This window comes from Neobacillus niacini, from assembly GCF_000759675.1.
Taxonomy (GTDB): Bacteria; Bacillota; Bacilli; order Bacillales; family Cytobacillaceae; genus Neobacillus; species Neobacillus niacini_A.
The window spans coordinates 281,720-305,664 of sequence record NZ_BAWM01000098.1; the positions used below are offsets into that span (position 1 = coordinate 281,720).

Genomic DNA, 23,945 nt, shown 5'->3' on the forward strand with positions numbered 1-23,945 from the left:
CCATTTTTTAAATTTAATAAGCCGAAAATATACAAGTTTATATTCACCACTTGTACATTTTCGGCTTATTTTCATTCAATAAATATACTGCCATAACCAGCATTATTTATTTGCCAAATATAAATATTAAGCTGATTGCTTTTCGTTTCTTCTTGCTCGACCTTCCTTTTTATTTGATTTTGCTCTTGATTTAGACACTCTAAATAATAGTATAAATCCCCCACTCAACATTAAAGCCCATACAAGTGCGAATTTATTACCACTTAAATATATACCTATAATAGGTATCAAAAGAAGTAGTATGCTTTTTAGATAATAATTTACTTTGGGATTAATGACCATCAAAACTGATATCATAACAAGCAACGAAGTTTTGATATTCACCACAAAGGAGTGATTAGTGTAATTTACATAGAAGTAATACCCCAACGATCCTAAAATTGCAAATAAGGAAAGATAAAATCTCATAAACGAACTTTTATAAAACAGAATCCAAACGGCAATAAAATTAATACCTGCACATATTCCAAGCACAAACAATGTATGATAAAACGTCAAATTACCAATAGGTTCTTTCATAAAGTTCCAAATGAATTTGAAGTTGTAACAAACAGCTGCTACTACAAATATCTTAAAGACTAGTTTTAATGAGAACATTTCCGCTTTCTTTTTCTTATTTGAAGATCTGGATGGCGAATATACTACCGCTTCGCCCTCTTCAACTACTTTTTTCTTTTTCCTTCCCATAAGCCATTGTTTATATCCTCTTTCTTCCGGTTCCCTTTCTGCTTTTTGTCTAGTAGCGTATTTTCTTTCTTTATATTCTTCATCATCAACTTTTTCTACTTGTTCGTCTGAATTCGAATAAAAATCCAATACCTATTCACCTCAAAAATATTTTTTTATTATAACTTATTTAGATATAAGTAGTGATTTCTAAGCTCCTTTTTTAATAGAAACTTACCTCAAGTGTACCACTATTAATTTAGTTTATCAGGTACATATTGTGACTACTTTAATTTACTAGATGCCGTCGCCTTTTTATTGTTTCAAATCAAGATTGTAAAATGTTGTTCTTAAACTATAGGGTGCAAGAGTTGAAGAACTAGGGTTGCTCCGGCGGTCCTTTTTTATTCTTCAGCTAACGGGGCAGGTTAGCTGAAGAAGGAAGTGATTAATCATCCTTGTTACTCCTTATATATTTTAAATGCCAGGGTAAGTAAAAAGCATACGCAACGAAGTGAACGGGGGTTGAATACCAGTTATTATAATTTTTCATTAATCCCACTATAGTTGTTAACCATTCAAGTACAAGTGACAAAATTAAAAAGGAGATAACCAAGAACCATTTTTTATCTTCTTTATATAAATTTAAATAAATAACTGATAAACATGAAGGTATGATACCAAATAGGGTAAGTTCAGGTATCCCTTCTTTTTGTGGGTCTCCCAAATCGAAAATGTCAAATGGAACTGCTATTGTCATATCTATCATCCAAAGGAGATAACCAATAATACCAAAAGTTATATAAATTTCTTTCCAGTTTATTCTTTTCTTCGGCATGAAAAAAACAATTAAAAGTAGAATTACACTAAGGATTACTGGGTACCACCACCCCTTATTTAAAGAAAAATCTGGTTGTTTCACAAAAAAAACTCCTTTTCTTTATAGTTACTCACCAACGATTAATTATCCAAACTAACGGAGGTCGTTAACAGAATAACAAACACATCCTTTTTTTTCATGGTGCCTTTCGTTTAATGAACTCCAGAAAACTTAATATGTTATGAAGTAAAGCTTAAAATGACCGAACTTTTAAAGTTAGCGAAGCTAAATTTAACATCATAGAACCTTGTCCACTTTGCTTCAAGAATATAGTTTATAAAGATAAATGAAATTGGGTTATGTAAAAATAGCAACTATTTAATTTAAGCGGAGACAGACAAAAAAATAAAAAATAAGTATATAAGAAAAAGCCTCATAGTTCAAAATTCACTGTGAGGCTTTAATATAGATTTATCGAGAGTATCCAATGATTCATTGTGGGACTTAGACTCCTACCTTTTTGAGAAATTCTGTTTTATGTTTATCGTTCCGGCATCATTACATCAACCTTCGCTGGTATTGCTTACCTTTTCTATGGATAAAGCCTTTTTAAACTGTTCGATAAGAATAGGAACGATTTCAAAGGCATCACCAACAATTCCATAATGACTGGCTTGAAAAATGGGGGCTTCTTTGTCCTTATTAATGGCAATAATTAAACCGGAATTTTTCATTCCCACAACATGTTGAATCGCACCGGAAATTCCAATCGCAAAATAAATTTTTGGTGTCACCGTCACACCAGTTTGCCCTACTTGATGAGCGTGATCGATCCAACCCGCTTCCACCACATCCCTGCTGGCACCTACTGCTCCTCCAAGCGTTTCCGCCAATTGGTGTATTAACTGAAATCCCTGGAAGCTCCCTAATCCTTTTCCTCCTGCCACAATGATGTCCGCTTCGTCGATCCTTACTTTCTTTACCGTTTCCTTTACAATCTCCAAAACTTTTGTCCGTATATCTTCTTCCTTTAGGGATATTGTTTCTTTAACCACCTTGCCTGTTCTCCCTGATTGAGGGGGCAGTGCCTTCATGACTTTGGCGCGTACAGTCGCCATTTGGGGCCGGTATTTTTTACATAAGATGGTAGCCATAATATTTCCGCCAAAAGCCGGCCTGCTCGCCAAAAGTAAGCCTGTTTCCTCTTCAACATCTAGCTCTGTCGTATCCGCCGTCAAACCTGTCGGCAGATCGGTGGCTACCGCGCTAGCCAAGTCTTTTCCCGTTGAGGTGGCCCCGTAGAGGATAATTTCTGGTTTATGTTTATCAGTGCATTCCAGCAGCGCCTTCATATAGGTTTCGGTCCGGTAATGTTTAAAAATGGGTTGATCATAAACATACACTGTATCTGCACCATATTCAAAAACAGTTTTTGTTAAATGTTTAACATTTTCCCCGATTAAAATACCAGCTAATTCCACTCCCCGTTTGTCTGCCAACTTTCTTCCGGCACCCAAAAGTTCAAGGGATACAGAAGCAACCACTCCATCCTTTTGTTCAATAAATACCCAAACACCTTTGTAATCTTGGAAATCCAACTACACTCCCTCCTTTGTTTCAAACAGTTCTTTCTTTTCAAGCAGGACAGAGAGCAATTGCTCTACTTGTGATGTTGGGTTGCCTTCCAGGAACGTTCCCCCTGCCGGTTTCTGCGGAGCCCAAACTTTAGAAACAATCGTTGGGGATCCCTTCAAACCGAGCTGTTTCACATCTACCTCTTCAAGGTCATCAACAGACCAAATATGAGGTTTATATCTCGCTGCTTTTATCATGTTAGGAAGCGGAGAATACGGCACTTCATTGATTGTTTTTTCAACGGAAAACAAACAAGGCAATGTGGAACGAACGACTTCATATCCGTCCTCCAACTTCCGATGGACAATGGCATATCCTTCTTCTTGATTGATTTCTTCTACTTTGTTCACAGAAGTCAGCGGAGGAATATCGAGCCTGCGCGCAATTCCTGGCCCGACTTGCCCGGTATCTCCATCGATGGACATTTTTCCGCAAATGATCAAATCTACTGAATTCGTTTTTGCAATTTTTTCAATCGCCTTTGTCACGGCATAGCTCGTTGCCAATGTATCTGCACCCGCAAACCGGCGGTCCGTGATCAAATAGCCCTCATCCGCGCCTATTTCAATACACTTTTTAATCGCGGTAACCGCTGGAGGCGGTCCCATCGTTACAACGGATACGATTCCTCCATACTTATTCTTTAGACGAACCGCCTCTTCAACAGCATGAGCATCATATGGATTTAATATCGCAGGCGCCGTCCTACGGTCCATCGTGTTTGTTTTTGGATTCATCTTGATAATTTTAGTGTCAGGTACTTGCTTGATACAGGCTACAATATGCAGCATTTAACCCCTCCCTTTTAATAAAAAGCAATGGTTCCTCTACTAACCGTGCCGGCTGTTTTACAGCTAAAGAGCCTTTTTACGCACGTTTACATTTACTTTATTAATAGAGAGGCCCTTACATTCGAATTTTCTGATAAATATCTATGTAAAGTTGTCAATTAAATGCCAAACTAAGAAAAAAACCGCACGAGTGAAGGAATCACAGTGCGGTTATGGGGATTAGAGACCAACCATTGCTCATCTAGGTTTTATCATTCATTTGCCTTGCTCTGAAGTCAGTTTAGGGTCGTAATTCAACGAATTTTATTCTGTCTAATTTAAATTTGGAACTTTTCTGTACCCCTGAAATACCTCTGTGCAATTATTAATTAAAACTCTTTTTCAATTCTTCTAATGTTAGATTCTTAGTTTTTTCAACTGGTTTATTTGACGTTGGGAAGTATGGATTGATGGACATAAAGTTCTTTTCGACAAAGTTGAAGTCAATAATGTCAACCACTCCATCTTTGTTAAGATCTTCTTTCAATCTATCCCCTGAAATTCCAGCATTGTTTGCAATAAGCTTTGCGTCATAAATATCGATTACATGATCTCCGTTGACATCTCCAGCAGCTACCGTATCCGTATATACAGTATAGAAATTGCCTTGAACTTTTCCATCAATTGTCCTGCTTAAAGTTAATTTTTCACTATATAGGAAATGACTTGGAATATCTACTATTAACGTATAGTCTTCTTTCGCTGCAGGAATATCCGTAAACGTCATATACCCACTTTCTGAAATATCTGCAGGGTACTTTTTATCGTTTTTATCAACCAGATAAGCTTTTGTCCCAATCTTTGAATAATCTAAATCATAGTTGTCTAAATTAACGGCTTCACCATGATAGTAACCTTCTACCCATGAGTGCTGAGAGATGAATTTAAATCTTTCAGCAAATGTTTGTAAAGAAGACTTACTACTAGAGCTTGTTTGATATAAAGATTCTTGATAATAGAATGTACTTTCTACCATGTAATTATGGTCATCGACTACTTTTAATGTTATATCCAATAAATCAATATCATCATTAATTGAAACTGGTAAACGTTCCGAAAAAGAATTATTTAATTATTGTTTTAAACAGAAACAAACTCGTAGGGCATTAAAGATGGCACATATCTTGATTAATCAATAAATAGAAATGGCATGTCTCATTTAGAGACATTCCTTTTACTATCAAATTATTGTAACAAGATAACAAACAGTATTAGTTTGAAAGGTATTCGATAACTCCTTCTACTATTGCCGTTGATGCTTGTGTTTGATATGTTTGTGAATTTATTCGTTTTTCAACTTCTGCATTTGAGATGTATCCAAGTTCTAGTAAGATGGATGGTTTAGTATTTTCTCTTAATACAAAGTAATCACCAAAACCAACACCTCTATCTCTAGTTCCCATATCCTGTTTAAATAAATGTCTATGGATTAAGGCAGCTAAACTTCTATCAGCCTCTTTATTGTAATAGGTTGTTATTCCATTCACTTCATTTGAAGTAAATGCATCAAAATGAATACTGATAAATAGGTTTGCATTCATGGTTTTTGCAAGATCGACCCGATCCTTCAGAGACATGGTAACATCCTTATCACGTGTTAAAATGACTGTAGCACCGGTCTTTTTTTCTAATCCACGTTGAAGATTCTTTGCCAATGTAAGTGTTACATCTTTTTCGAATGTCCCGCTTTGTCCAATCGCTCCAACATCTTTTCCTCCATGTCCTGGGTCAATAACTATCGTTTTTCCTTTTAAATTTTTTTCTTCTATAAAGTTACTTTCTATTAATCCCTGTTCCTTTTTGTTAATTTGTGCGGCAAATGCTATCTTATCTACTGTTTCTAAAAATTTAATATCATTAACTTTTATAAACGACAAAGCTAAAAATATTAAAACAATTAGTAGTAATAAAAAATACAATTTCTTTTTTTCCATAGATTGATATCCCCTCTCTATCAAACTCAAATTTGTTGATATAGTTATAATAAAAGACATTAATAAAGAGGAAATGAATGTGAGATAAAGATAAGATAAAGAGTAATCATATGATAGATTTGGTTCACTGAAAAATACATAACAAAAAGAAGCCATCTACCAATGGCCTCTTGATTTAGAGCTTTGTAATCATCCTACTCGTTCAAGTATGTCATCACTCTGTTCTGTATTATTTTAGCGACGCTTTCAGCAGATTTTTGGCCGCTAAAGTAGCTTTTCGATTCTTCAGAAATGATTTGTTGGATCTTGTCATTCCATCTCATTTGAGTATTCGCTTCATTAATCATTTGCTTTAGCGGTTGAAATGAAGCTTCTGAAATGGTTACTTCACCGCCTTTTGGATTATCAAGTTTCGTTCCATCTTTCAAATCGGCAAAGGCCTTTTCATTAGCAGCTTTATTTACTGGAAAACTACTATCCGTTTGCGATTGAAGCTGCATATCGTATGATAGTAAAAACTTTAAGTAATCCCATGCTTCCATTTTTACATTAGAGTTCTTATTCATCGCATATCGATCGTAACCTACGAATGAAACACCTGACTCGTTTTCAGATGAATGTGGCATTTGATAAATGGCTGCATTCTTATAAAAAACTGATGAGCGCATTACGTAATCTTGTGGTGAATAGATTTGCGAACTTCTGAAATAAGCCCCTTCTTCTGTGAACTGTTCTGTTAATACGTTATCGTCATACAATGCCTTTACTTGCTTCAATAAATCAGTAAAAAATTTGGAATCAAAATGTGCTTCATTTTTTCCTATATCCACAAGTTGATTAAAATTTTTATCCTCAAATACTAAGGTATTTAAGATATTTTCAGGACTATCTTGCATTGCATATTCAAGTGTTCCTTTTTGTTTTAACTGCTTACTCACGTCAACAAACTGACTCCATGTCCAATTATGTTGATCATCTATTTTGACACCAGTTTTTGAAATCTCATCTTGATTAGCAAATAAAACATTCAAGAAAAAACGCGTAGGCAAAACATATAGACCGCCATTCATCTTGGAATTTTCAAGGATGTTCATTTGATATTGACTTTTATCAAAGGAAGTATCCATTTCGATATATTGGTTCAAGTCAACAAAGGCTTTTTTTTCAACATACCGGTCTATTGGCAAACTTCTGTCGGTTAAAACGAATAAATCGGCGCCCTTTCCAGATAGAACTTCTGTCGTGGTCGTTGTCAGATATTTCTCAAATAAAACGGGAGAAAGCATATTTTTCGTGGTAAAACCTTTTATTTCAATCGTTATATTCGGGTGCTTTTTTTCATATTCTTTCTTGGCCATTTCAAAAAAAGGAGTATTGCCCATCACGGAAATGACAATCGTTTTTTTCTCATCTCTACTAACCTTTAACGAGAGATCTTCCCTGTTGGTTATGCCGCCTTTGTCACTGTATTCATTCGTGCTTTTTGCTGGATGATTGGTATTACTGCTTTTGCTTTGGTTGTTTCCGTTGCTGCAAGCAACCAAACTTAAGACCACCATCAAGCTCATTAATAAATGGAACCCTTTTTTCATATTTCATCCCCATTTCATCTTAATTGTATCCCTAGAATACATGCCGCAAATAAAGATGAAATGAAGATGAAGTAAAGAATTTAAAATTTTGGATGAAGCTACTAAGTTGCTTTATTTAAGTAAAAGAAGAATAATACTCCATCGCCAGTATTAATTACGCCATATTTCACACCATGAAGTTCTAATATATTCTTCGCAATAGCTAGGCCTAATCCGGTCCCACCCTCAGATCGGAGCCGAGATGTATCACCACGGTAAAAACGTTCCCATACTTTATTTAATTGATTTTGTGGAATTGAAGCTCCTTTATTCTCCACACATACTTTCACTTGATCATTTTCTTCGAGCGCAGATATAAATATACGTTCATTTTCAGGAGTATAACGGATGGCATTGGTGATAAAGTTTGTAATAACCTGTTCGATTCGATGATGATTGGCCATGACTTCAATAGGAGCTACATCTAAATGCATGGATAGATGTTTTTTCGTTATTTCCATCCATAATTGTTCACAAATGTGGCTGATCACTTGATCAATCAAAAACGACTCCATTTTCATTTTGTAGGTTCCCGACTCATATTTTGCCAATTCAAGCATATCGACAATTAAATGATCCATCTTGTCGACCTCTTTTTCCATAGCATCAAAATAAAAATCTTTCTTATGACTAGCAACACCGTCTTTTAATATGGATATACAGCTTTTCATAATACTAAGGGGTGTTTTCAATTCATGTGAAACACCTGAAATAAATTCTTTTCTCGTATTTTCAAGCTGCTTTTCTTTCTCAATGTCTTTTTGTAATTGTTCTATATGTGAATATAAGGTTTCTGAAAGAAAATTAATATTTTGTGATAAATCACCAATCTCATCTTTTGATGTGATGGAAATTCTTTCAGTGAAATCTAAGTTTGCAATCTTTCTAGTGGTAGTGTTTATTTTTAATAACGGTCGAGCTATCTTAATTGAATAATAAAAAGACGCTAATAAAGTGAGCATTAAGACAAAAGCAACAATATAGACAAAATAATCTTTTACCATTTGTACAGCTTCATCAACAGGTTGCAATGATGCCATTGAAAAAATATAATTTATTTCTCCATTTTTGTCTGTGACCGGATCGATGAACAGAATATACTTAATATCATTTTGTTCATACTCAAGGATTTTGAAAGAATCATACTGATTATTATTTTTACTCAATAATAGGCTGGTCTGAAATTCATTAATCCGATCCATAAACAAGCTATTTGTATAAATAAACCTTGATACATCATTACGTTCTGGAAATCGAACATCTATTACTTTTCCTTTTATTCTATTGATTTTGAAATCGGTATTATATTTTATTAGGTAGTCCAGTTTAGGAACAACTTCATCTGGATTTTTACCTTCATAATTAGTTTGAAGATTTTCATTTATTTTTGTCCAAATAAGTTGGTTTAACCAATTTGTATTATTCTGGACAGAAAATAAATAAAACGGTACTACTATATTATTCTTTTCAATTGTATAGAGATCCACTATGTCACCATTGGAAAGGGGAGTCTCGTTATTTATGGCATTTTCTATAGTAAATAGATGATAAAGTGGGATTGTGATTGTTTTATCTGGTAAAGGATTTTTAAGGTTTGCTAATTCAATTGTTATATAAAAATCTTTTGCCGTTTTTATATTTCCATTTTGATCTAATGTTGTTAACCATGTATTATGATCTCGATAAAAATCTTGTTCTAACTGTTGAAGAACTTGAACATTACCGGTATTTTTAATAAACTGTTTTTCAAATGATCTGATACTGGACTTTATATCCTCTACTTTACGATTCGCATAATATTGCTTAAAGAAGATGGTTTGACCAATATAAATCGTTCCTGTAATTAATAAACATAAAACAGATGTTAAGAGAAATAATTTTAATACAATTCCAATTCTCATCGGTATTCCTCAAATTTATAACCTGTACGTATAATGGTTGTAATCAGTTTTGATTTATTTCCTAATTTCGTACGTAAATTACGTATATGTGTATTTATGGTTCGATCATCACCATAGAATTCGTAACCCCAAATTTTTGATATTAGTTGTTCTCTTGAAATGACAATCCCTTGATTTTGCATTAAATAAGATAATATTTCATATTCGGTATGGGTCAAATTAATTTTCCTACCGTCGACTTCTACAGTCCGTGAAGGAAAATGAACGGAAATCCCATTTCTTTTTAATGTATCTTTTGATGTTTCATTTAAACGATAGCGACTCTCAAGAAGACGTTTTGCCCTTGCTAACAACACTGGCGGACGATACGGTTTGGTAACGTAATCATCAGCACCTAGCTCAAATCCAAGTAATGTGTCGTCCTCATCAACACGAGCTGTTAACATAATAATAGGTACGTTAGATGTTTTTCGTATTCTCCTACATACAGCCCACCCATCCACTTTTGGCAGCATGATATCTAGAATGACTAAATCAACTTCATGTTCTTGAAATAAAGATAATGCCTGTTCGCCATCACTTGCTTCCAAAACTTCAAACCCTTCATTAACTAAATATTCTTTTGTAATGTCGCGTAATATTTCTTCATCTTCCACGATAAGAATTTTTTGCTTCATGATCTACCCACACTCTCTATCGAAAGTTGCCCTTCGATTAATTTAACCATTCACAGGTTTTTATTTGCAACTGTTTCCTATTGCGTCGTTCGATTAAGTAGAGAATAACAAACCCATGTAAAGATAAGATAAAGAACTCGAACAACAAACAAAAATAGTCCATCCTCTTTGAGGAAGAACCATACACTAGCTATGAAAAAAGGTTTAAGAGGTGAATACTCAATCCTTTGAGCCTTGCAACTGAATACCTTTGATTAAATGTTTTTTGGCAAAAACAAATAATAAGATCATTGGTGCCATGTAAAGAATGGAAGCAGCGAAACCAATTCCTCTTTCTTCTTGTGAAATACTTGATAAATAAAGAGATAGCGGAAACTGGGATGGATCATCTAAAAAGATAAGCGGCTGTTCAACCATATTCCAATAATCTGCGAACAATAATACAATTGATGCAGCAAGTCCTGGCCTAATGAGGGGCAAAATAATTTTCATAAAAATGGTGAAGTGGCCTGCACCGTCCATTTTTGCTGCCTCGATAGAAGAATATGGAACAGACAATACAAACTGTCTAAGCATAAACACACCAAACGATGAAAAAATTCCTGGGAAGATAATGGCACCCACACTATTTAGAAGCCCTAACTTATCTGCAATGATATAATTTGGTACAAGGGTTACTTGGAATGGCATCAACATGGTGACCAAATACACGATAAATAATGGATCCCTCCCCTTAAACTTCAGGATTCCAAACACATAAGCCGCTAACGAAGCGACCATTACTTGACCAACAAAGATCGGAACCACCAAAATGGCAGAGTTCCTATACATTTTGAGGTAAATCGGATTCTTTACAAGGACCTCTTGGTACTGTTCAAACGAAACTTTCTTCGGAATCAAATTCATATTCAATTCCGTTTCCTCAATTGTCATTTTTCCAACAGATGAATAGTTACTTTTAATTTCACTCTCAGTCATGAACGAATTGGATAAAGTAAAGATAATTGGAAATAACATCATTCCAGCAATTAATAGTAAAAAAATGGTTAAGCTCCATTTACAATATAGGGTATTCCTCTCCAACCTCTTCACCTCTCAATCACCATTCATAAATTTCTTATAACGACGTTCAACTGTAAATAATACAAACACGAGAATTAATATACACCCAGCCATCAATGTTGCCGCAGATGTAAGTTTTTGTAATTCCAGTGACGCGAACATGTTGTTCATATAATGCTGCATCATATAAATGCGATCAAACGGATAATCCCCTGCGATTAAATATGTTTCACGAAAAACTTTAAATGAGTTTACAATACTTATCAAAATGACAAAAAACATTGTAGGTGTAGAGTATACAAGTGTAATATGCCTAAGTTTGAAATATCGCCCTGCTCCTTCCATCTCCGCTGTCTCATAGTAATCCTTAGGGATGCTTTGTAACCCAGCTAAGAACAATATCATGTTGTAACCGATGTTTTTCCATAAATAAACGATAGACACAACAACTATGGACCAATCTGACTTCATCCAATCGATAGGTTTAAAGCCCATACTAACGATCCAAGCATTTAATGTACCGTTCCAATCAAACAATATCTGCAAAAGCATGACAATGGAAGCGACCGGAACAACAATTGGTAAGATAAACGAACTGATTATAAAATTCTTAAACCAAATCTTTTGTTGTAAGCAAAGAGCCAATGATAGAGATATTACAACTGCAAGCGGCACATTGATAATGGTAAACCAAAAGGTGTTCGAAGCTGCTTTCAAAAAAGAAACACTATTTAATAGTTCCCTATAATTAAAAAGTCCTACAAATGAGCCATCAATCAATCCGTCTTTAAGTGAATAAAAGATACTTAAAACAAAAGGAATTAGATAAAATAGGGAAAATCCTATTCCACTTGGTATTAAGAATAGTACTGCAATACAGGCATCTTTTTGAATGAGCCTTTTTATTTTCATTAAATCATTCCTTTTTTTCAATGTAAGCAACAATTAAATTTTTAGTTTTTCATATACTCGTAGAATAACCATTACAGATAAAGATGCGATGAAGATGGTATAAAGATTGAAAAAATAAAATGATAATTAATTTATTTATGAAAACTAGCTTCTTAAAAAAAGAAACACCAACCTAAAAAAGATTGGTGTTTCAAAATTTGTTCATTTCATAATGATTAATGCTACATTGACTGAACCCTTTTTCTTTTATATTTTCCCATAATGCCAGAATAAAAAGTTTGTTTTATAAAAAATGAAAATTCCAAAGGATAATATATGTTAATTTGTATAAAATCTCCATCTCTACACATACTGAAAAAAAATTACTCGAGGGATTATAATGAAGGTAAAAAATGAGGACAAGGAAAATGGAGCAGGCTCAAATCAGAATTGGCTTGAACGATTATCTCAGTCAAATGATTTCGTTCGTGAGCATACTTCCTTAAGAGACGAGGAGCCTTTTTGGATTTCATATTATCGCACCCTTATTTCATCAGACATTTTACATAAAGATGTTCTGCCCTATTTACATGAACAACTTCCACTAGAAGAATTAAAAAGTAGAATCCCTGTTCAAGAGATTATTTTTACAAGGGATGCAGATGAAATCATCCAAAACATTTTGAATGGGTCCCTAGCTATTCAAAAGCATCAATATGATGACGAATGTTTATTAATCAATATTGCGAACAGTAAATTTCGAGATGTCGGCATGGCAACTATGGAATCCTCGGCACTAGGACCGCAGGTTGGGTTTATTGAAGAATTAGATACTAATATCAATCTAGTTCGAAAAAGACTGCCTGTTCCAGAACTGCTCGTAAAAGAAATGAAGGTTGGAGAGCTATCCAAAACAAGAGTAGCTGTACTTTACATGGATGGTATTGCGGATCCTGAAAATGTAAACACGGTCATCCAAAGAATAAAAGATATTCAATATGATCATATTCAGGACAGTTCTTATATCGCGTCGATGATTGAAGACAATTCTAATTCTTTGTTTCCACAATCCATATCAACAGAAAGGGCTGACCGAGTTGCTGCTGGACTAACAGAAGGAAAAATAATCATTGCAGCAGATGGTTCACCGAATCTTGTCATACTTCCCATTACCTTCATGGAATCTTTTATTGCAATGGAGGATTATAGTTATTCCTGGATCATTTCAAATTTCTTCCGTTTATTGCGACTTACGGCTATGTTTATTTCTACAATGATAAGTCCTATGTATGTAGCCATTATGACCTATCATTATGAATTGATCCCTGCACGTTTACTAGATACGCTTGTTGGCTCAAGGGCAGCTGTTCCTTTTGCCCCATTCTTAGAGGCTCTTTTTTTAGAATTAATGATTGAAATGGTAAAAGAGGCCGGAATCCGTCTGCCGCTTAAAATCGGACAATCCCTCGGTGTTGTAGGTGGTATTGTAATCGGGCAAGCTGTGGTGGAAGCCGGATTAACTAGCAATGTATTGCTTATTTTAGTAGGACTCGGATCTTTAGCTTCCTACACCTCACCTGTGTATAAATTTAGTAATACGATTCGGTTTATCAAGTTTCCAGTCATTTTTCTTGCCCAATGGTTTGGTTTGCTGGGGGTTTTTTTAGCCTTCCTAATTACACAAATCCACTTACTCCGGTTAACGTCACTTGGGCGGCCTTATTTAAGCCAGTATCCAATACGGAATACTTCCTTTCAAGATTTATGGGTAAGGCTCCCTTTTTCCATGCAAAAAGAAAACCCAAAAACCTTGAGACCTCAAAAAAAGTGGAAATCAACAGGTAAAGGAAAAAAAACGGGGCCGACGAACGATTTTTATGAATAAATCGTAAAGGGGAAAAACAATTTGCAAGCCAATATTAGACATCAAGTTTCTCCCTATCTAGTCTTCTTTATCATTTACAATTCCCAGGTTGGTGTCGGCATTTTAAGTTTTCAAAGGACCATTGCCGCAAAAGCAGGATATGATGCCTGGATTGGTGTATTAGCTGCTGGGTGTTTTGTACAAGCGTTTATTTGGGTGATGTACAAACTTTTAGGAAAAACCAATGGAGATATTATCGATGTTCATACTACTATTTTTGGAAATGTACTAGGTAAATTTCTTAGCTTCTTTATCATGATTTATTATTGGTTAGCAAGTGTTTCTGTTTTAATTGGGTTTATTGAGATCATTCAAGTATGGATGTTTCCTACCATGCCTGCATGGATTCTATCTACTTTAATTTTAATATCAGTGTATTATTGTGTTTCTGGAGGATTTCGGGTTATTGTCGGCATGTCTTTTTTATCGTTTATTTTTCCGCAAATTTTGCTAATCGTACTTTTTATTTTCCCGTTAAAAATTGCACACTTTTCAAATTTGCTGCCTATCATGAACCATTCCTTTATGGACATGGCGGACTCCATTAAAAGCTCGATGTATTCAATAGCGGGAACTGAGGCATTGTTGATGTTCTATCCATTTATAAGAGATCCTAAAGCTTCAAAAAAATTCGCTCATTTAGGTGTTTTATTTACTACTATACTGTATACAATTTCTGCTATTGTTTCCTTTACCTTTTTTAGTGAAAATCAATTAAAAACGACAATTTGGCCTGAACTTTCTTTAACAAAAACAGTTACGCTGTCTTTCTTGGAGCGTTTTGAATACCTATATATATCCATGTATTTGATTATCATTAGTGTTTTAATCTCACTTTTTTTATGGTGCTCCAGCAGAGGTTTAAAGAAAATTTTTAACAGGAAGCAAAAATATACATTACTCCTTCTTTGCCTCTTAAGTATTATCCTTTGTCATTTTAACGGTTCCTTCAAAGATATACTGAATAAATTTATCATTCAAATGAATTTATGGATATTTTACGGCTATATTCCCATACTCTTACTTGTTTTAACTTTTTTAATAAGGGGAAAGCAAAATGATTAATAGGTCAGCGTTTTGTTTGTTTCTAATTTTATTATTATCAGGTTGCAGCTTTCTCCCTACCAACATTGTCAATGAAATCGATATGTCTCAAGGGGTAGGGTATGATCTGGCCGAAAAAAAGAACATAAAGGGAACAATTGTATTTCCTATTTTTAAAAGAGACAAAACTTCTTCTACAGAAGTCAGAACAGCTATAGGGAAGTCCAGTAAAGAGATTCGTTCGATCTTAAATAACGAAACTCGCTATCCATTGGTAAGTGGGCAGCTTCGCGTAGCTCTTTATAGCAAAAAAATTGCAAATAAAGGGATAACTGATTTTGTAGATACCTTACATCGTGATCCTGCTATTGGGAGCCTTGTTCAATTGGCAATTGTTGATGGCGGTGCGAATGAATTATTCAAAATGAAGAAATATAAAAATGAGAATGTTTCAATTCATGTCCGAGAATTGCTTGAGCAAAATATGAAAATGGGACTACTTCCTCAAACTAATTTGCAATCCTTTTTATTTCAATTATTTCAGATAGGACAGGATCCTTATTTACCTTTAATAAAAAATGAAAACGGTAACATTAGGATTACTGGCATGGCAATTTTTAAGGATGATCAATATGTTACATCTATTCCAATGAAAGATTTTTTTATTTTTAAAGCGCTAGTTGATAAAAACAGGACTGGATTACGCCAATTTATATTAGAACATCGTGATAAGATAGTTCTTGAAACTCTCTATTCAAATGCAAAGTATAAAGTAAAAATTGTACACGGTAAACCAGAATTTACGATTAATCTAAAAATGAAAACAAGACTTCATGAGTTCGCTCCGTCAGAGAAACAAAGGAAGGCTTTTGATAAAAAAAGGTATCAAAAACAGGTTGAACAGGAATTAGAAATAAACGCCATAAATATCGTCAACCAATTTAAGGAGCATAAAGTTGACCCTTTAGGTTTAGGAGCAAAATATAAAGAACATTATCGCGGATTTAATGAAAAACAATGGAAAATGTATTATCCAAACGTAAAAGTCACTGTAAATGCAGATGTAGAAATCCTGCAAACAGGAACTATTGATTAACAAACTAATAGAAATAACCCATACATCGAGGTCTGTTTTTCTTGTATCTTGATGTGTCCTCAAGTATTGATAAAACAAGCTTTCCTGCTTCCAAGTGATTTCTTGTGATTTGTAATTTTAAAAATTTGGGCACCAAGCAAGGGACCCTCCCTCACGCAGAAAAAGTCCCCACTCCATTATTGGATGTGGGGAGTGCTGTCTTATTTACTTTCATTCTATAAATATTACCACCTATGGAAAGTGTAGCCTCTCAATAACCAATTATTATCACTATAGCATGTTCGTTATCATCCCAAATAAGGACCATATCCTATTACAATTTTTATATTATTGAATCCATTCATACAATGCAATATCATGATAAACAGGGTCATAAATAGGATTGGATTGAAACGTTTTTACTTTTTTTATTTTACCTGAAAGATCAGTTCCTTGACTCTTAAAACCTTCAATGACTTTATTCGTTAAATAAATTTGATTGTTCTTATAATAAGTAATATCGTGTGCAAATACTTCGTATGTCATAATCCTTTTATGAGGAATAGGAGCGTTCAAGTATTCCAAAACCCTTGTTTCTTCCCATGTATAAAGAATTGAGTTTTTATCCATTTTTTGTGTATATTCTGCTAACTGGTAGGTTGCTGGCCGCTGGGTAGCTTGTTCCTTAATCATGTGAACAGATTGTATTGAATTAGAAAAGAGCAAGACCGAACAAATAACCGTTATTATGGGATTAGGCAGCTTCTTTAAAACTGTAACCAATAGAATAAACAAAATAAACAAGATAACTGGAACAATATGCCGAGGTTTGTCTACATTTTGTGCAAATAACGCCCAGATAAAATAACTTATAGCCATGATATAAGGTAACGCAAGATTTTTTATACTCCACTTAAAATGAAATAAACTCAACAGCCCAAATACAATCATGATGAAAGCTATAATAATAGATAGCGATGAGAGTCCATGCCAAAAAAGATTATTGAATAATAATAGAAAAATCCTCTCCATTACCGATTGATTGCTTGAAACTGCCGTATTCCCCCAATCACTGAAATGGCCGCTCGTGAAAGCAAGAGAGAGTTTTAGAAACCCCTGAATACTTCCTTCAGAAACAACAAGGCCGGCAACCCATATAAGCTGTAATAACATAGCAAACAAGATTCGTATACTCAACTGATTAGGTGTATACTCCTTTTTCTTCCACTTTACCCAGAACAAATATATAAGTCCGACTCCAAAAGGTAAATAAGACAAACGAATTCCAAGTAATATACTGAACAAAACAAGTGGCAGCCAATCCCCCTTACGTCCTTCCTGCCGAACCGCTCTTTGGATGCTCCAGAAATACCACCATAACGCGGCTAAGCCGGCGCCTTCTGACATTGGCTGGTTAACTGTAATAAGCACATAGGAGGAGGAATAAATAATCGCAGTAATTAAGAAACTGAATGGCTTTGAAACATACCATCTTGCCAGATTATAGATTGGGAAGATCGCACTAAAATAAAAAAGAATATTAAATAGCGTTAATGAAGCCGTTTTATCCTCAATGAATTGATGAATAAATAAACCACCAAGAATAAAGTAAGGGTAGCCAGGAAAATGCGGCTGCATTGCCATAATATCGAATCGTTCAAGAGCAAGCGAATAATCCACCTGATCCCATGTAGCTGCGTAGGAATTAATATGCCTTAATTGGTACAAAAACAATACCAACAAGACTGTCATACTTGAAAAAACAAGAATTCTTCTATGTAAACCTTTCTTTTCCATTTGACCACCTTTTTAAAAAAAATATTAAATAGTAAGAAAAAAGTACAAGGGAATAAATTCCTTGTACTTTTCATTAACAGGCTTAACTTTCTTGATTGCTTATGGCAGTTTCTAAACCTTTTGCCTCTTTTTTACGGCTTGTTTTTTTATCGTCAGATTGGTAAGTAGTCATTAAATAGATTCCGGCAAAATAACCAAGATATGCTATCACTTCTTCGATGGATGGCATCGATGAGTACCCAAACAATGCTTTTAAAAAGATTCCAAAATCCCCTGACAATAACGGTGCCGTCCCATGATCACGTAAATAATGATCATAATCAATCGGATGCTCCGGTAGGAACCATGTTAAATCGTATAGATGTGGGATGATACTTCCGATAATTTCTAAATCTTGCAACATGGAGATAGCCTGAACCAATAACCCGGCAGCGATTAAAATGATAAACACCCCTGTGACTTTAAAAAACGTCTTAAGTGATACCTTCATTGTGCCTTTAAAGAATAGGTAAGAGACAACAACGGCGATGATGACACCTGTAATGGCACCCCATCCTTGCATTGCGGCTCCAATATTCCCCCCCGTAATTGCTGCAAAGAAAAAGACGGTTTCAATCCCTTCCCTAAGTACAACTAAGAAAGAATGTATAACCATTCCAACTACATTTCCTGTTGAAATGAACTTACTCATTTTGTCTTCCGATTTTCCTTTTAAGTCTCTGCTATGGCTCGCCATCCAAAATACCATTTGCGTTAAAAGGAGAGCGGAAATAATCATTATACCTACCTTTAAATACATTTCGCTGACCATGGCCGCAAAGCCTGTGAACACAAGCTGAAATAACATGGCTGCTCCGATACTTGCCAAAACCGCAAGACCTGCACCCAACCAAACATATTTTGTATACTTCTTGTTATCCGTTCTTTTCAAGTATGTTGTGATTATACCTACAATCAGCAATGCTTCAAGTACCTCACGAAATGTAATTAACAGAGCCTGAATCTCCATTTAAATTTTCACCTCTCCCAGTTGAGAACAACTTATTTCTTAGGTCTTCTTTTTCGTCTTGCCATTAAAACAACAGCAATAATAACGACCACGATGATGATTAATGGAATCCAATTTCGAAGATTGGATAGATCCGTCCAATCTTTATTCTCTTTTTCTGTTTCTGTGGCACTTTCAGAAAAATGTCCAACTTCTAAACTTTTAATGTTAAATTCGGTTTGAAGCTTTGAAAGAATCACTTCTTTAATTTCCTTAAATGTTTCAAATTCGGCTTCCTTTTGCCCCACACCAAAAAGTCCTGGATTTCCTAAAGATTCTAATGCCTTATCAAATTCTGCTTTGATTTCTTTATCAAAATCTGGGTTCTTTGCTTCTATTTTAGGGGACAGTGCTTCGTAAGTAGCAAACCCCTTTGCCAACAATCGTTTACTCGTATCAAACTCGGAGAAATTCTTTTCGACATTTTCCAAACGCCTGGCAATATTTAATATGAGAAGTTCATCCAGATTTTTAATCGTTTGTTCTTTATCTTTATCCTCTATATTTTGGATAATTATTTTTGATGGATCCGGGCCCATATGCATGTCGACTTCTTCTTTTACGGTTTCGTAATGTTTTCGTGCCGTACTGAAGTCTGGAGGATTTTTATCTAATTCAATCACCATGTTTTTATAGACTTCTGCCAAGTCTTCCTTATTTGGATCACCATATGTATAAGCATTAGCTGTTATGGAAAACACATTGCTAAAAAGTAAAAAGACAGTTAAAGCTAAAAGTATTTGCTTTTTCATACTATTCCTCCTATCATCAATGATAATGATTATCATTATTAATGTCAATATTATTTTGCGATGAGAAAACCTTTTGTATCCCTATTTTCACTCAAATCTATCTTCTGGAACGATTCCAAATTACATACTTTCGTTTGAATGTCAATTTTTTCAACGTTTCGATTCCATTCCTTCCAAATTGCAGGCAGTACTGAAGACATATATCCGCTAAACGTGATAAATGACGTTCCAGTTGAACGGACATGATAAGGAATCGGTACTTCCTTTACCCGAAACCCTTTTCTAACAAGATTTAACGTGAGAACTTGCGCGTAATTATAGTCATGAATAATTTCAGCATGCTGAAGTGCCTGTCTTGTAAAAGCCCTCATCCCAGACTGCCCGTCATAAATCCATCTCCTCAATAACAAGCTCTGAAGAAAGGTAAAACAATAATTTCCTAAACGTCGATGGAGTTTCATTCCCTTTATGTTACCCAAAAAGCGGGATCCCATTGTATAATCTGCATTACCCTCAAAAATGGGCTTTAACAAATTAGGAATGTGATCGGCAGGGTATTCACCATCAGCGTCAATCATCACCCCAATATCTGCACCTCTTTCAAAGCACTCACGTAGCCCTGCACGAACCGCTGCACCAAGTCCCTGGTTGTTCGGGAAACTGACAATATAGTCTGCTCCTGCATTGTTTGAAACTTCAACAGTTCGATCTCTGGACCCGTCATTAATGACCAAAACTTCCACATCTACTTTGTCATGAAAGTATCTCGGAATATTCCTAATAACGTTTCCGATAGATTCCTCCTCATTATAGGCTGGTAAAAACACAATGACTTTAATTTTATCCATTTTTAAATCTCATCCTTCTGTTCAATTGCATCTAATAAGACCTTGCCTCTGCTATGACTAGGAAAAGGCGCACCCAGCAAATGGGCTAGTGTAGGAGCTAAAGAGACAAGACTTTGTTTTTCCTCCACTTTCTTTCCTTTGGCAATATTCGGTCCGTGGATAAAAAATGGAACAAATCTTTCACCTTCATCTAAATGGCCATGACCGCCAATCCCGTCAGCCTGCCCATGATCTGCACAAATGAAAAGCGTTGTATTGTCCATTTTGCCCTCTGCTGTGAGCCAGTCGACAAAGTCTTTAACGAGACGGTCTGCTTCATTAATTTTTTGCAGGTATTCATCATAGAGTACACCTCTGCTATGACCAGTTTGGTCCGTTGCAATCATTTGCACGATAAACAAATCTGGATCCTGTTCCTTCATAATTTTCTTTGCCCGCTCCATAATAGTAGAATCTACCTTGTCGTTATGCATAACTGCCGTAAAGGTTTCAACATCGCTCCCCATCGAATCAACCAGATGAGCGCATCCGAAAAGCCTTCCTTTTTTGCCAACCTTCCTTAAGGAATCGAAAATACTCTCCACCTTAATTCCTAACTTCCAAACCATATTGGAGTGAATTCCATGTTCCATAGGATACGTTCCTGTAAACATGGAAGAAAAACAGACAACGGTTCTCGCTGGATAGACGGTTTCCATGTTCGTATACTCTGTTCCGTTATCTTTTAAATAATCAAGGAATGGCGTATCCGCTTCATAAAAGCGTTCTTTTCTCATCCCGTCAATAACGATAACAATGGCTTTATCAGATATGCTATTCTCTGGCTGCGGAAAATAATCCCTTGTATAACCGTTATACATTTTAGGTTTCCAATCGAATAAATTACGATGAAGAATATAAGCAAAGATAAGAACAAAAATAAAAAAGATTAAATACAGTAACAAATTTATCGGATCTCCCGATGTTATTTTTCCAAAGAAGAATTCCCAAAGGGTTAACACCAATAAAAACTTAGGAATTTGTTCTTGAGCGTTTCCGCTTGTGGAATCGCTATTTTTTAACACTAGCTTCCAGAAACGGGTAAAGTTTAACCATGAAGTGCCGATTCTTAAATGGTAATAAAGCGTACCCCAAAAGAAAACAGTAAAAAAGAAATAAAGCCCTATTGAAAAGAATAATAGACCAATATTTGTATCATTCCAAATGATTAAATAGACTACAAAAGGAATCCAAAGATAATTTCTTAAAAATAGTGGAAAATCAAATAGAAAATAAAGGACCAAAACAGGGATCACATACAAAAAAGATTGAAATAAAGCCAAGGCCGTAACCCAATCAGTTAAAGCTTCGATGTGGAATAACAGCATCGTTCCGACGACAAAGATCGGTGTAAAAGGTTTCCCCTCATTTAATAAATTCCAGCAACGTGCAGCAACTTTTTCAAATTTAGATGCACTTTTCATTTTATCCTCACTCCTCTCACTCTGCTCCAATGTAACACGGTCTTGAATGGAATGGGATACATGATTACAGCCATGACTCCTGCAGTATAGGAAAATAAGAATTTGACTGCATGAGTAACAATGGCAATCGTATAGCCATCTTGAATCGCAAATCCGAACAAACGTAATGCAAAAACAAGAAAGCTTTCATAGTTGGCGATTCCACCCGGTGTTATTTGAAAAATTTGCCCTGAAACCGTCACACTGTTGGCAAAAACAGCTTCTATAATCGATAAGTTTTCGTGGTAGACGAAAATCGTTCCATATAGGACAGCTGCCTCTAGAATCCAACTGACCCCGATTGCAGTAAAAATAAATATTCCTTTTTTTCCTCTAATACCTTGTTTAAATAATTTAATCTGTCGCTTTAAAAAAACAGGAAAAAACCGTACTAAGACAAGCATTGTAAGAACAAATACAATACTTCCAATTATTATTAGTGGCATGGGAACCTGAAAATCAACTCCCAGGATGACAAGGCCTATCAATGTAAAAGCTATTAAGCATATCATGTCAAGCAGCCTAAGAATAATGACGGAATGAGCCGCATCCTCACCGCTTATGTTATCCCGGTTACTCATGATTTTTATTCTTACGAGATCCCCTGCTTTGATAGGCAATAAATGGTTCACAAACAAACTATATAAAACTCCCAATAAACACGTTGAAAACCTTGGCCGCCCATTTAAATAGACTTTCCAGGCAAGGGCTTTCAAGCAAAAAGAAAGCAAATAAACAGTTAATATAGTCATTAGGATGATAGGTGATTGAATAATGGCTTTTATACCGTTCAAAATCCATTCACCATCAAAGTAATTAAACGTCAAATAAAAAAAGAAACTTAAAATCATGAGGGAACATAAAAATTTTATGATTTTAAAGGAAAGCTTCATTTTCCTTCGCCCACTTTACGGTTTCAGCTAAGCCATGCTCAAAATTTATTTTAGGTCTATATCCTAAAAGATCTTTTGCTTTTCGAATATCTGCCCACGTCTGGACAACATCACCTGTACGAGATTCTTCTTCCCTAACCACCATCTCAGGAAAATATTGTCTCAATTCATTAATTAATGAAAGCATCGAGATGGGATTACCTGAACCAATATTAATCACTTCACTTCTATGTAATTGTGTTAACGATAAATATATTCCGTCGACAATATCATCGATATACGTAAAGTCACGAACCCTTCCTTCACCATAAAGGTTAATAACTTGTTTGTTAATCAACTTTTTTAGAAAGATGCCGATGGCCATATCTGGACGAACCCAAGGGCCATACACGGTAAAAAACCTTAATATCTTCGTTTCAAATCCATATAAATGTCTATACACATGACAAAAGGATTCTGCGGAATATTTGGATGCTGCATAAGGTGAAATCACGTTTCCTGTGGCCATTTCTTCCTTCAATGGACCCTTTTGGTTCCCATAAACAGATGAGGAAGAAGCAAAAATGAATTGCCTTACATCACTTTGTCCACAGGCTTCCAGCACATTAATGGTCGCTTTAATATCATAATCAACGTACTCTAGTGGTCTTTCAATCGAGTAGGAAACACCCGGTAATGCTGCAAGATGGATTACAGCGTCAGGTGATAGGGATTGAAAGAAAGAGATTGTTTCACTCCAATTTAAGAGATCTAATTGAGTAAAATGCTCCCTTTTCAAAGAGTCTATCGTTTGCAATTGCTTTCTTTTTCTTTCTAACGAATAGTATGGATGCAGACAATCGATTACATGTACTTCATGATTTTCTAAAATTAGCTTTCTTGTAAGGTGGCTTCCAATAAAGCCTGCACCACCTGTAATGATAATCTTCAACATAACACCTCTATCTATTTAATT

At 35.2% G+C, this 23,945-nt stretch carries 21 protein-coding genes; 3 read left to right on the top strand and 18 right to left on the bottom strand.

Going from position 1 to position 23,945, the window contains the following annotated elements; all coding sequences use genetic code 11:
• Positions 1–126: 126 nt before the first annotated feature.
• From TR08_RS23230 to TR08_RS23280, 11 genes are all read right to left on the bottom strand, one after another.
• Complete coding sequence (locus TR08_RS23230; RefSeq protein WP_045522252.1) at positions 127–876, bottom strand: hypothetical protein; 750 nt, start codon at positions 874–876, stop codon at positions 127–129.
• A gap of 298 nt (positions 877–1,174) precedes the next feature.
• Positions 1,175–1,648, bottom strand: a complete 474-nt coding sequence (locus TR08_RS23235) for a hypothetical protein (RefSeq protein WP_045522254.1) — start codon at positions 1,646–1,648, stop codon at positions 1,175–1,177.
• A gap of 461 nt (positions 1,649–2,109) precedes the next feature.
• The gene (locus tag TR08_RS23240; protein ID WP_045522256.1) at positions 2,110–3,144 is read right to left on the bottom strand and encodes an electron transfer flavoprotein subunit alpha/FixB family protein; all 1,035 of its coding nucleotides are present in this window, start codon (positions 3,142–3,144) and stop codon (positions 2,110–2,112) included.
• Entirely contained in the window at positions 3,145–3,972 is an 828-nt protein-coding gene (locus TR08_RS23245; protein ID WP_045522258.1) for an electron transfer flavoprotein subunit beta/FixA family protein, read from the bottom strand.
• Positions 3,973–4,336: 364 nt separating this feature from the next.
• The gene (locus tag TR08_RS23250; RefSeq protein ID WP_045522260.1) at positions 4,337–5,026 is read right to left on the bottom strand and encodes a dockerin type I domain-containing protein; all 690 of its coding nucleotides are present in this window, start codon (positions 5,024–5,026) and stop codon (positions 4,337–4,339) included.
• 196 nt (positions 5,027–5,222) lie between these two features.
• Positions 5,223–5,945 carry an N-acetylmuramoyl-L-alanine amidase family protein gene (locus tag TR08_RS23255; protein WP_045522261.1) on the bottom strand — a complete coding sequence of 241 codons (723 nt, stop codon included), beginning with the start codon at positions 5,943–5,945 and terminating at the stop codon, positions 5,223–5,225.
• A gap of 194 nt (positions 5,946–6,139) precedes the next feature.
• Positions 6,140–7,537 carry an ABC transporter substrate-binding protein gene (locus TR08_RS23260; protein WP_052427596.1) on the bottom strand — a complete coding sequence of 466 codons (1,398 nt, stop codon included), beginning with the start codon at positions 7,535–7,537 and terminating at the stop codon, positions 6,140–6,142.
• Positions 7,538–7,638: 101 nt separating this feature from the next.
• Positions 7,639–9,477: a sensor histidine kinase gene (locus tag TR08_RS23265; RefSeq protein WP_045522262.1), complete on the bottom strand. Its 1,839-nt coding sequence runs from the start codon at positions 9,475–9,477 to the stop codon at positions 7,639–7,641.
• A complete protein-coding gene (locus TR08_RS23270; protein WP_045522263.1) occupies positions 9,474–10,154 on the bottom strand; it encodes a response regulator transcription factor in 681 nt (226 codons plus the stop codon). The genes TR08_RS23265 and TR08_RS23270 overlap by 4 nt, the downstream gene beginning before the upstream one ends.
• Before the next feature lie 219 nt (positions 10,155–10,373).
• A complete protein-coding gene (locus TR08_RS23275; protein WP_370576398.1) occupies positions 10,374–11,174 on the bottom strand; it encodes a carbohydrate ABC transporter permease in 801 nt (266 codons plus the stop codon).
• Positions 11,175–11,249: 75 nt separating this feature from the next.
• A complete protein-coding gene (locus TR08_RS23280) occupies positions 11,250–12,128 on the bottom strand; it encodes a carbohydrate ABC transporter permease (protein WP_152597503.1) in 879 nt (292 codons plus the stop codon).
• Positions 12,129–12,507: 379 nt separating this feature from the next.
• Between TR08_RS23280 and TR08_RS23285 the strand changes: the two genes are divergently transcribed.
• From TR08_RS23285 to TR08_RS23295, 3 genes are read left to right on the top strand one after another with little or no spacing between them, the layout of a single operon-like run.
• A complete protein-coding gene (locus TR08_RS23285) occupies positions 12,508–13,992 on the top strand; it encodes a spore germination protein (RefSeq protein WP_045522266.1) in 1,485 nt (494 codons plus the stop codon).
• A 21-nt stretch (positions 13,993–14,013) separates the two neighbouring features.
• A complete protein-coding gene (locus TR08_RS23290) occupies positions 14,014–15,096 on the top strand; it encodes a GerAB/ArcD/ProY family transporter (RefSeq protein ID WP_045522268.1) in 1,083 nt (360 codons plus the stop codon).
• Positions 15,089–16,171 carry a Ger(x)C family spore germination protein gene (locus TR08_RS23295; RefSeq protein ID WP_045522269.1) on the top strand — a complete coding sequence of 361 codons (1,083 nt, stop codon included), beginning with the start codon at positions 15,089–15,091 and terminating at the stop codon, positions 16,169–16,171. The genes TR08_RS23290 and TR08_RS23295 overlap by 8 nt, the downstream gene beginning before the upstream one ends.
• A 327-nt stretch (positions 16,172–16,498) precedes the next feature.
• Here TR08_RS23295 and TR08_RS23300 read toward each other — a convergent pair whose 3' ends face one another.
• From TR08_RS23300 to TR08_RS23330, 7 genes are all read right to left on the bottom strand, one after another.
• Positions 16,499–17,947, bottom strand: coding sequence for a hypothetical protein (locus TR08_RS23300; RefSeq protein ID WP_045522270.1), 1,449 nt, complete (start codon positions 17,945–17,947; stop codon positions 16,499–16,501).
• 82 nt (positions 17,948–18,029) lie between these two features.
• Entirely contained in the window at positions 18,030–18,956 is a 927-nt protein-coding gene (locus TR08_RS23305) for an FTR1 family iron permease (RefSeq protein ID WP_045522271.1), read from the bottom strand.
• Between the two features lie 32 nt (positions 18,957–18,988).
• Complete coding sequence (locus TR08_RS23310; RefSeq protein ID WP_045522272.1) at positions 18,989–19,747, bottom strand: hypothetical protein; 759 nt, start codon at positions 19,745–19,747, stop codon at positions 18,989–18,991.
• 50 nt (positions 19,748–19,797) lie between these two features.
• The gene (locus tag TR08_RS23315) at positions 19,798–20,595 is read right to left on the bottom strand and encodes a glycosyltransferase family 2 protein (protein WP_081954623.1); all 798 of its coding nucleotides are present in this window, start codon (positions 20,593–20,595) and stop codon (positions 19,798–19,800) included.
• A 2-nt stretch (positions 20,596–20,597) separates the two neighbouring features.
• Complete coding sequence (locus TR08_RS23320) at positions 20,598–22,058, bottom strand: alkaline phosphatase family protein (RefSeq protein ID WP_045522273.1); 1,461 nt, start codon at positions 22,056–22,058, stop codon at positions 20,598–20,600.
• Complete coding sequence (locus TR08_RS23325; RefSeq protein WP_045522274.1) at positions 22,055–22,990, bottom strand: lysylphosphatidylglycerol synthase transmembrane domain-containing protein; 936 nt, start codon at positions 22,988–22,990, stop codon at positions 22,055–22,057. The genes TR08_RS23320 and TR08_RS23325 overlap by 4 nt, the downstream gene beginning before the upstream one ends.
• Positions 22,974–23,924, bottom strand: a complete 951-nt coding sequence (locus TR08_RS23330; protein WP_045522275.1) for an NAD-dependent epimerase/dehydratase family protein — start codon at positions 23,922–23,924, stop codon at positions 22,974–22,976. The genes TR08_RS23325 and TR08_RS23330 overlap by 17 nt, the downstream gene beginning before the upstream one ends.
• Positions 23,925–23,945: the final 21 nt, after the last annotated feature.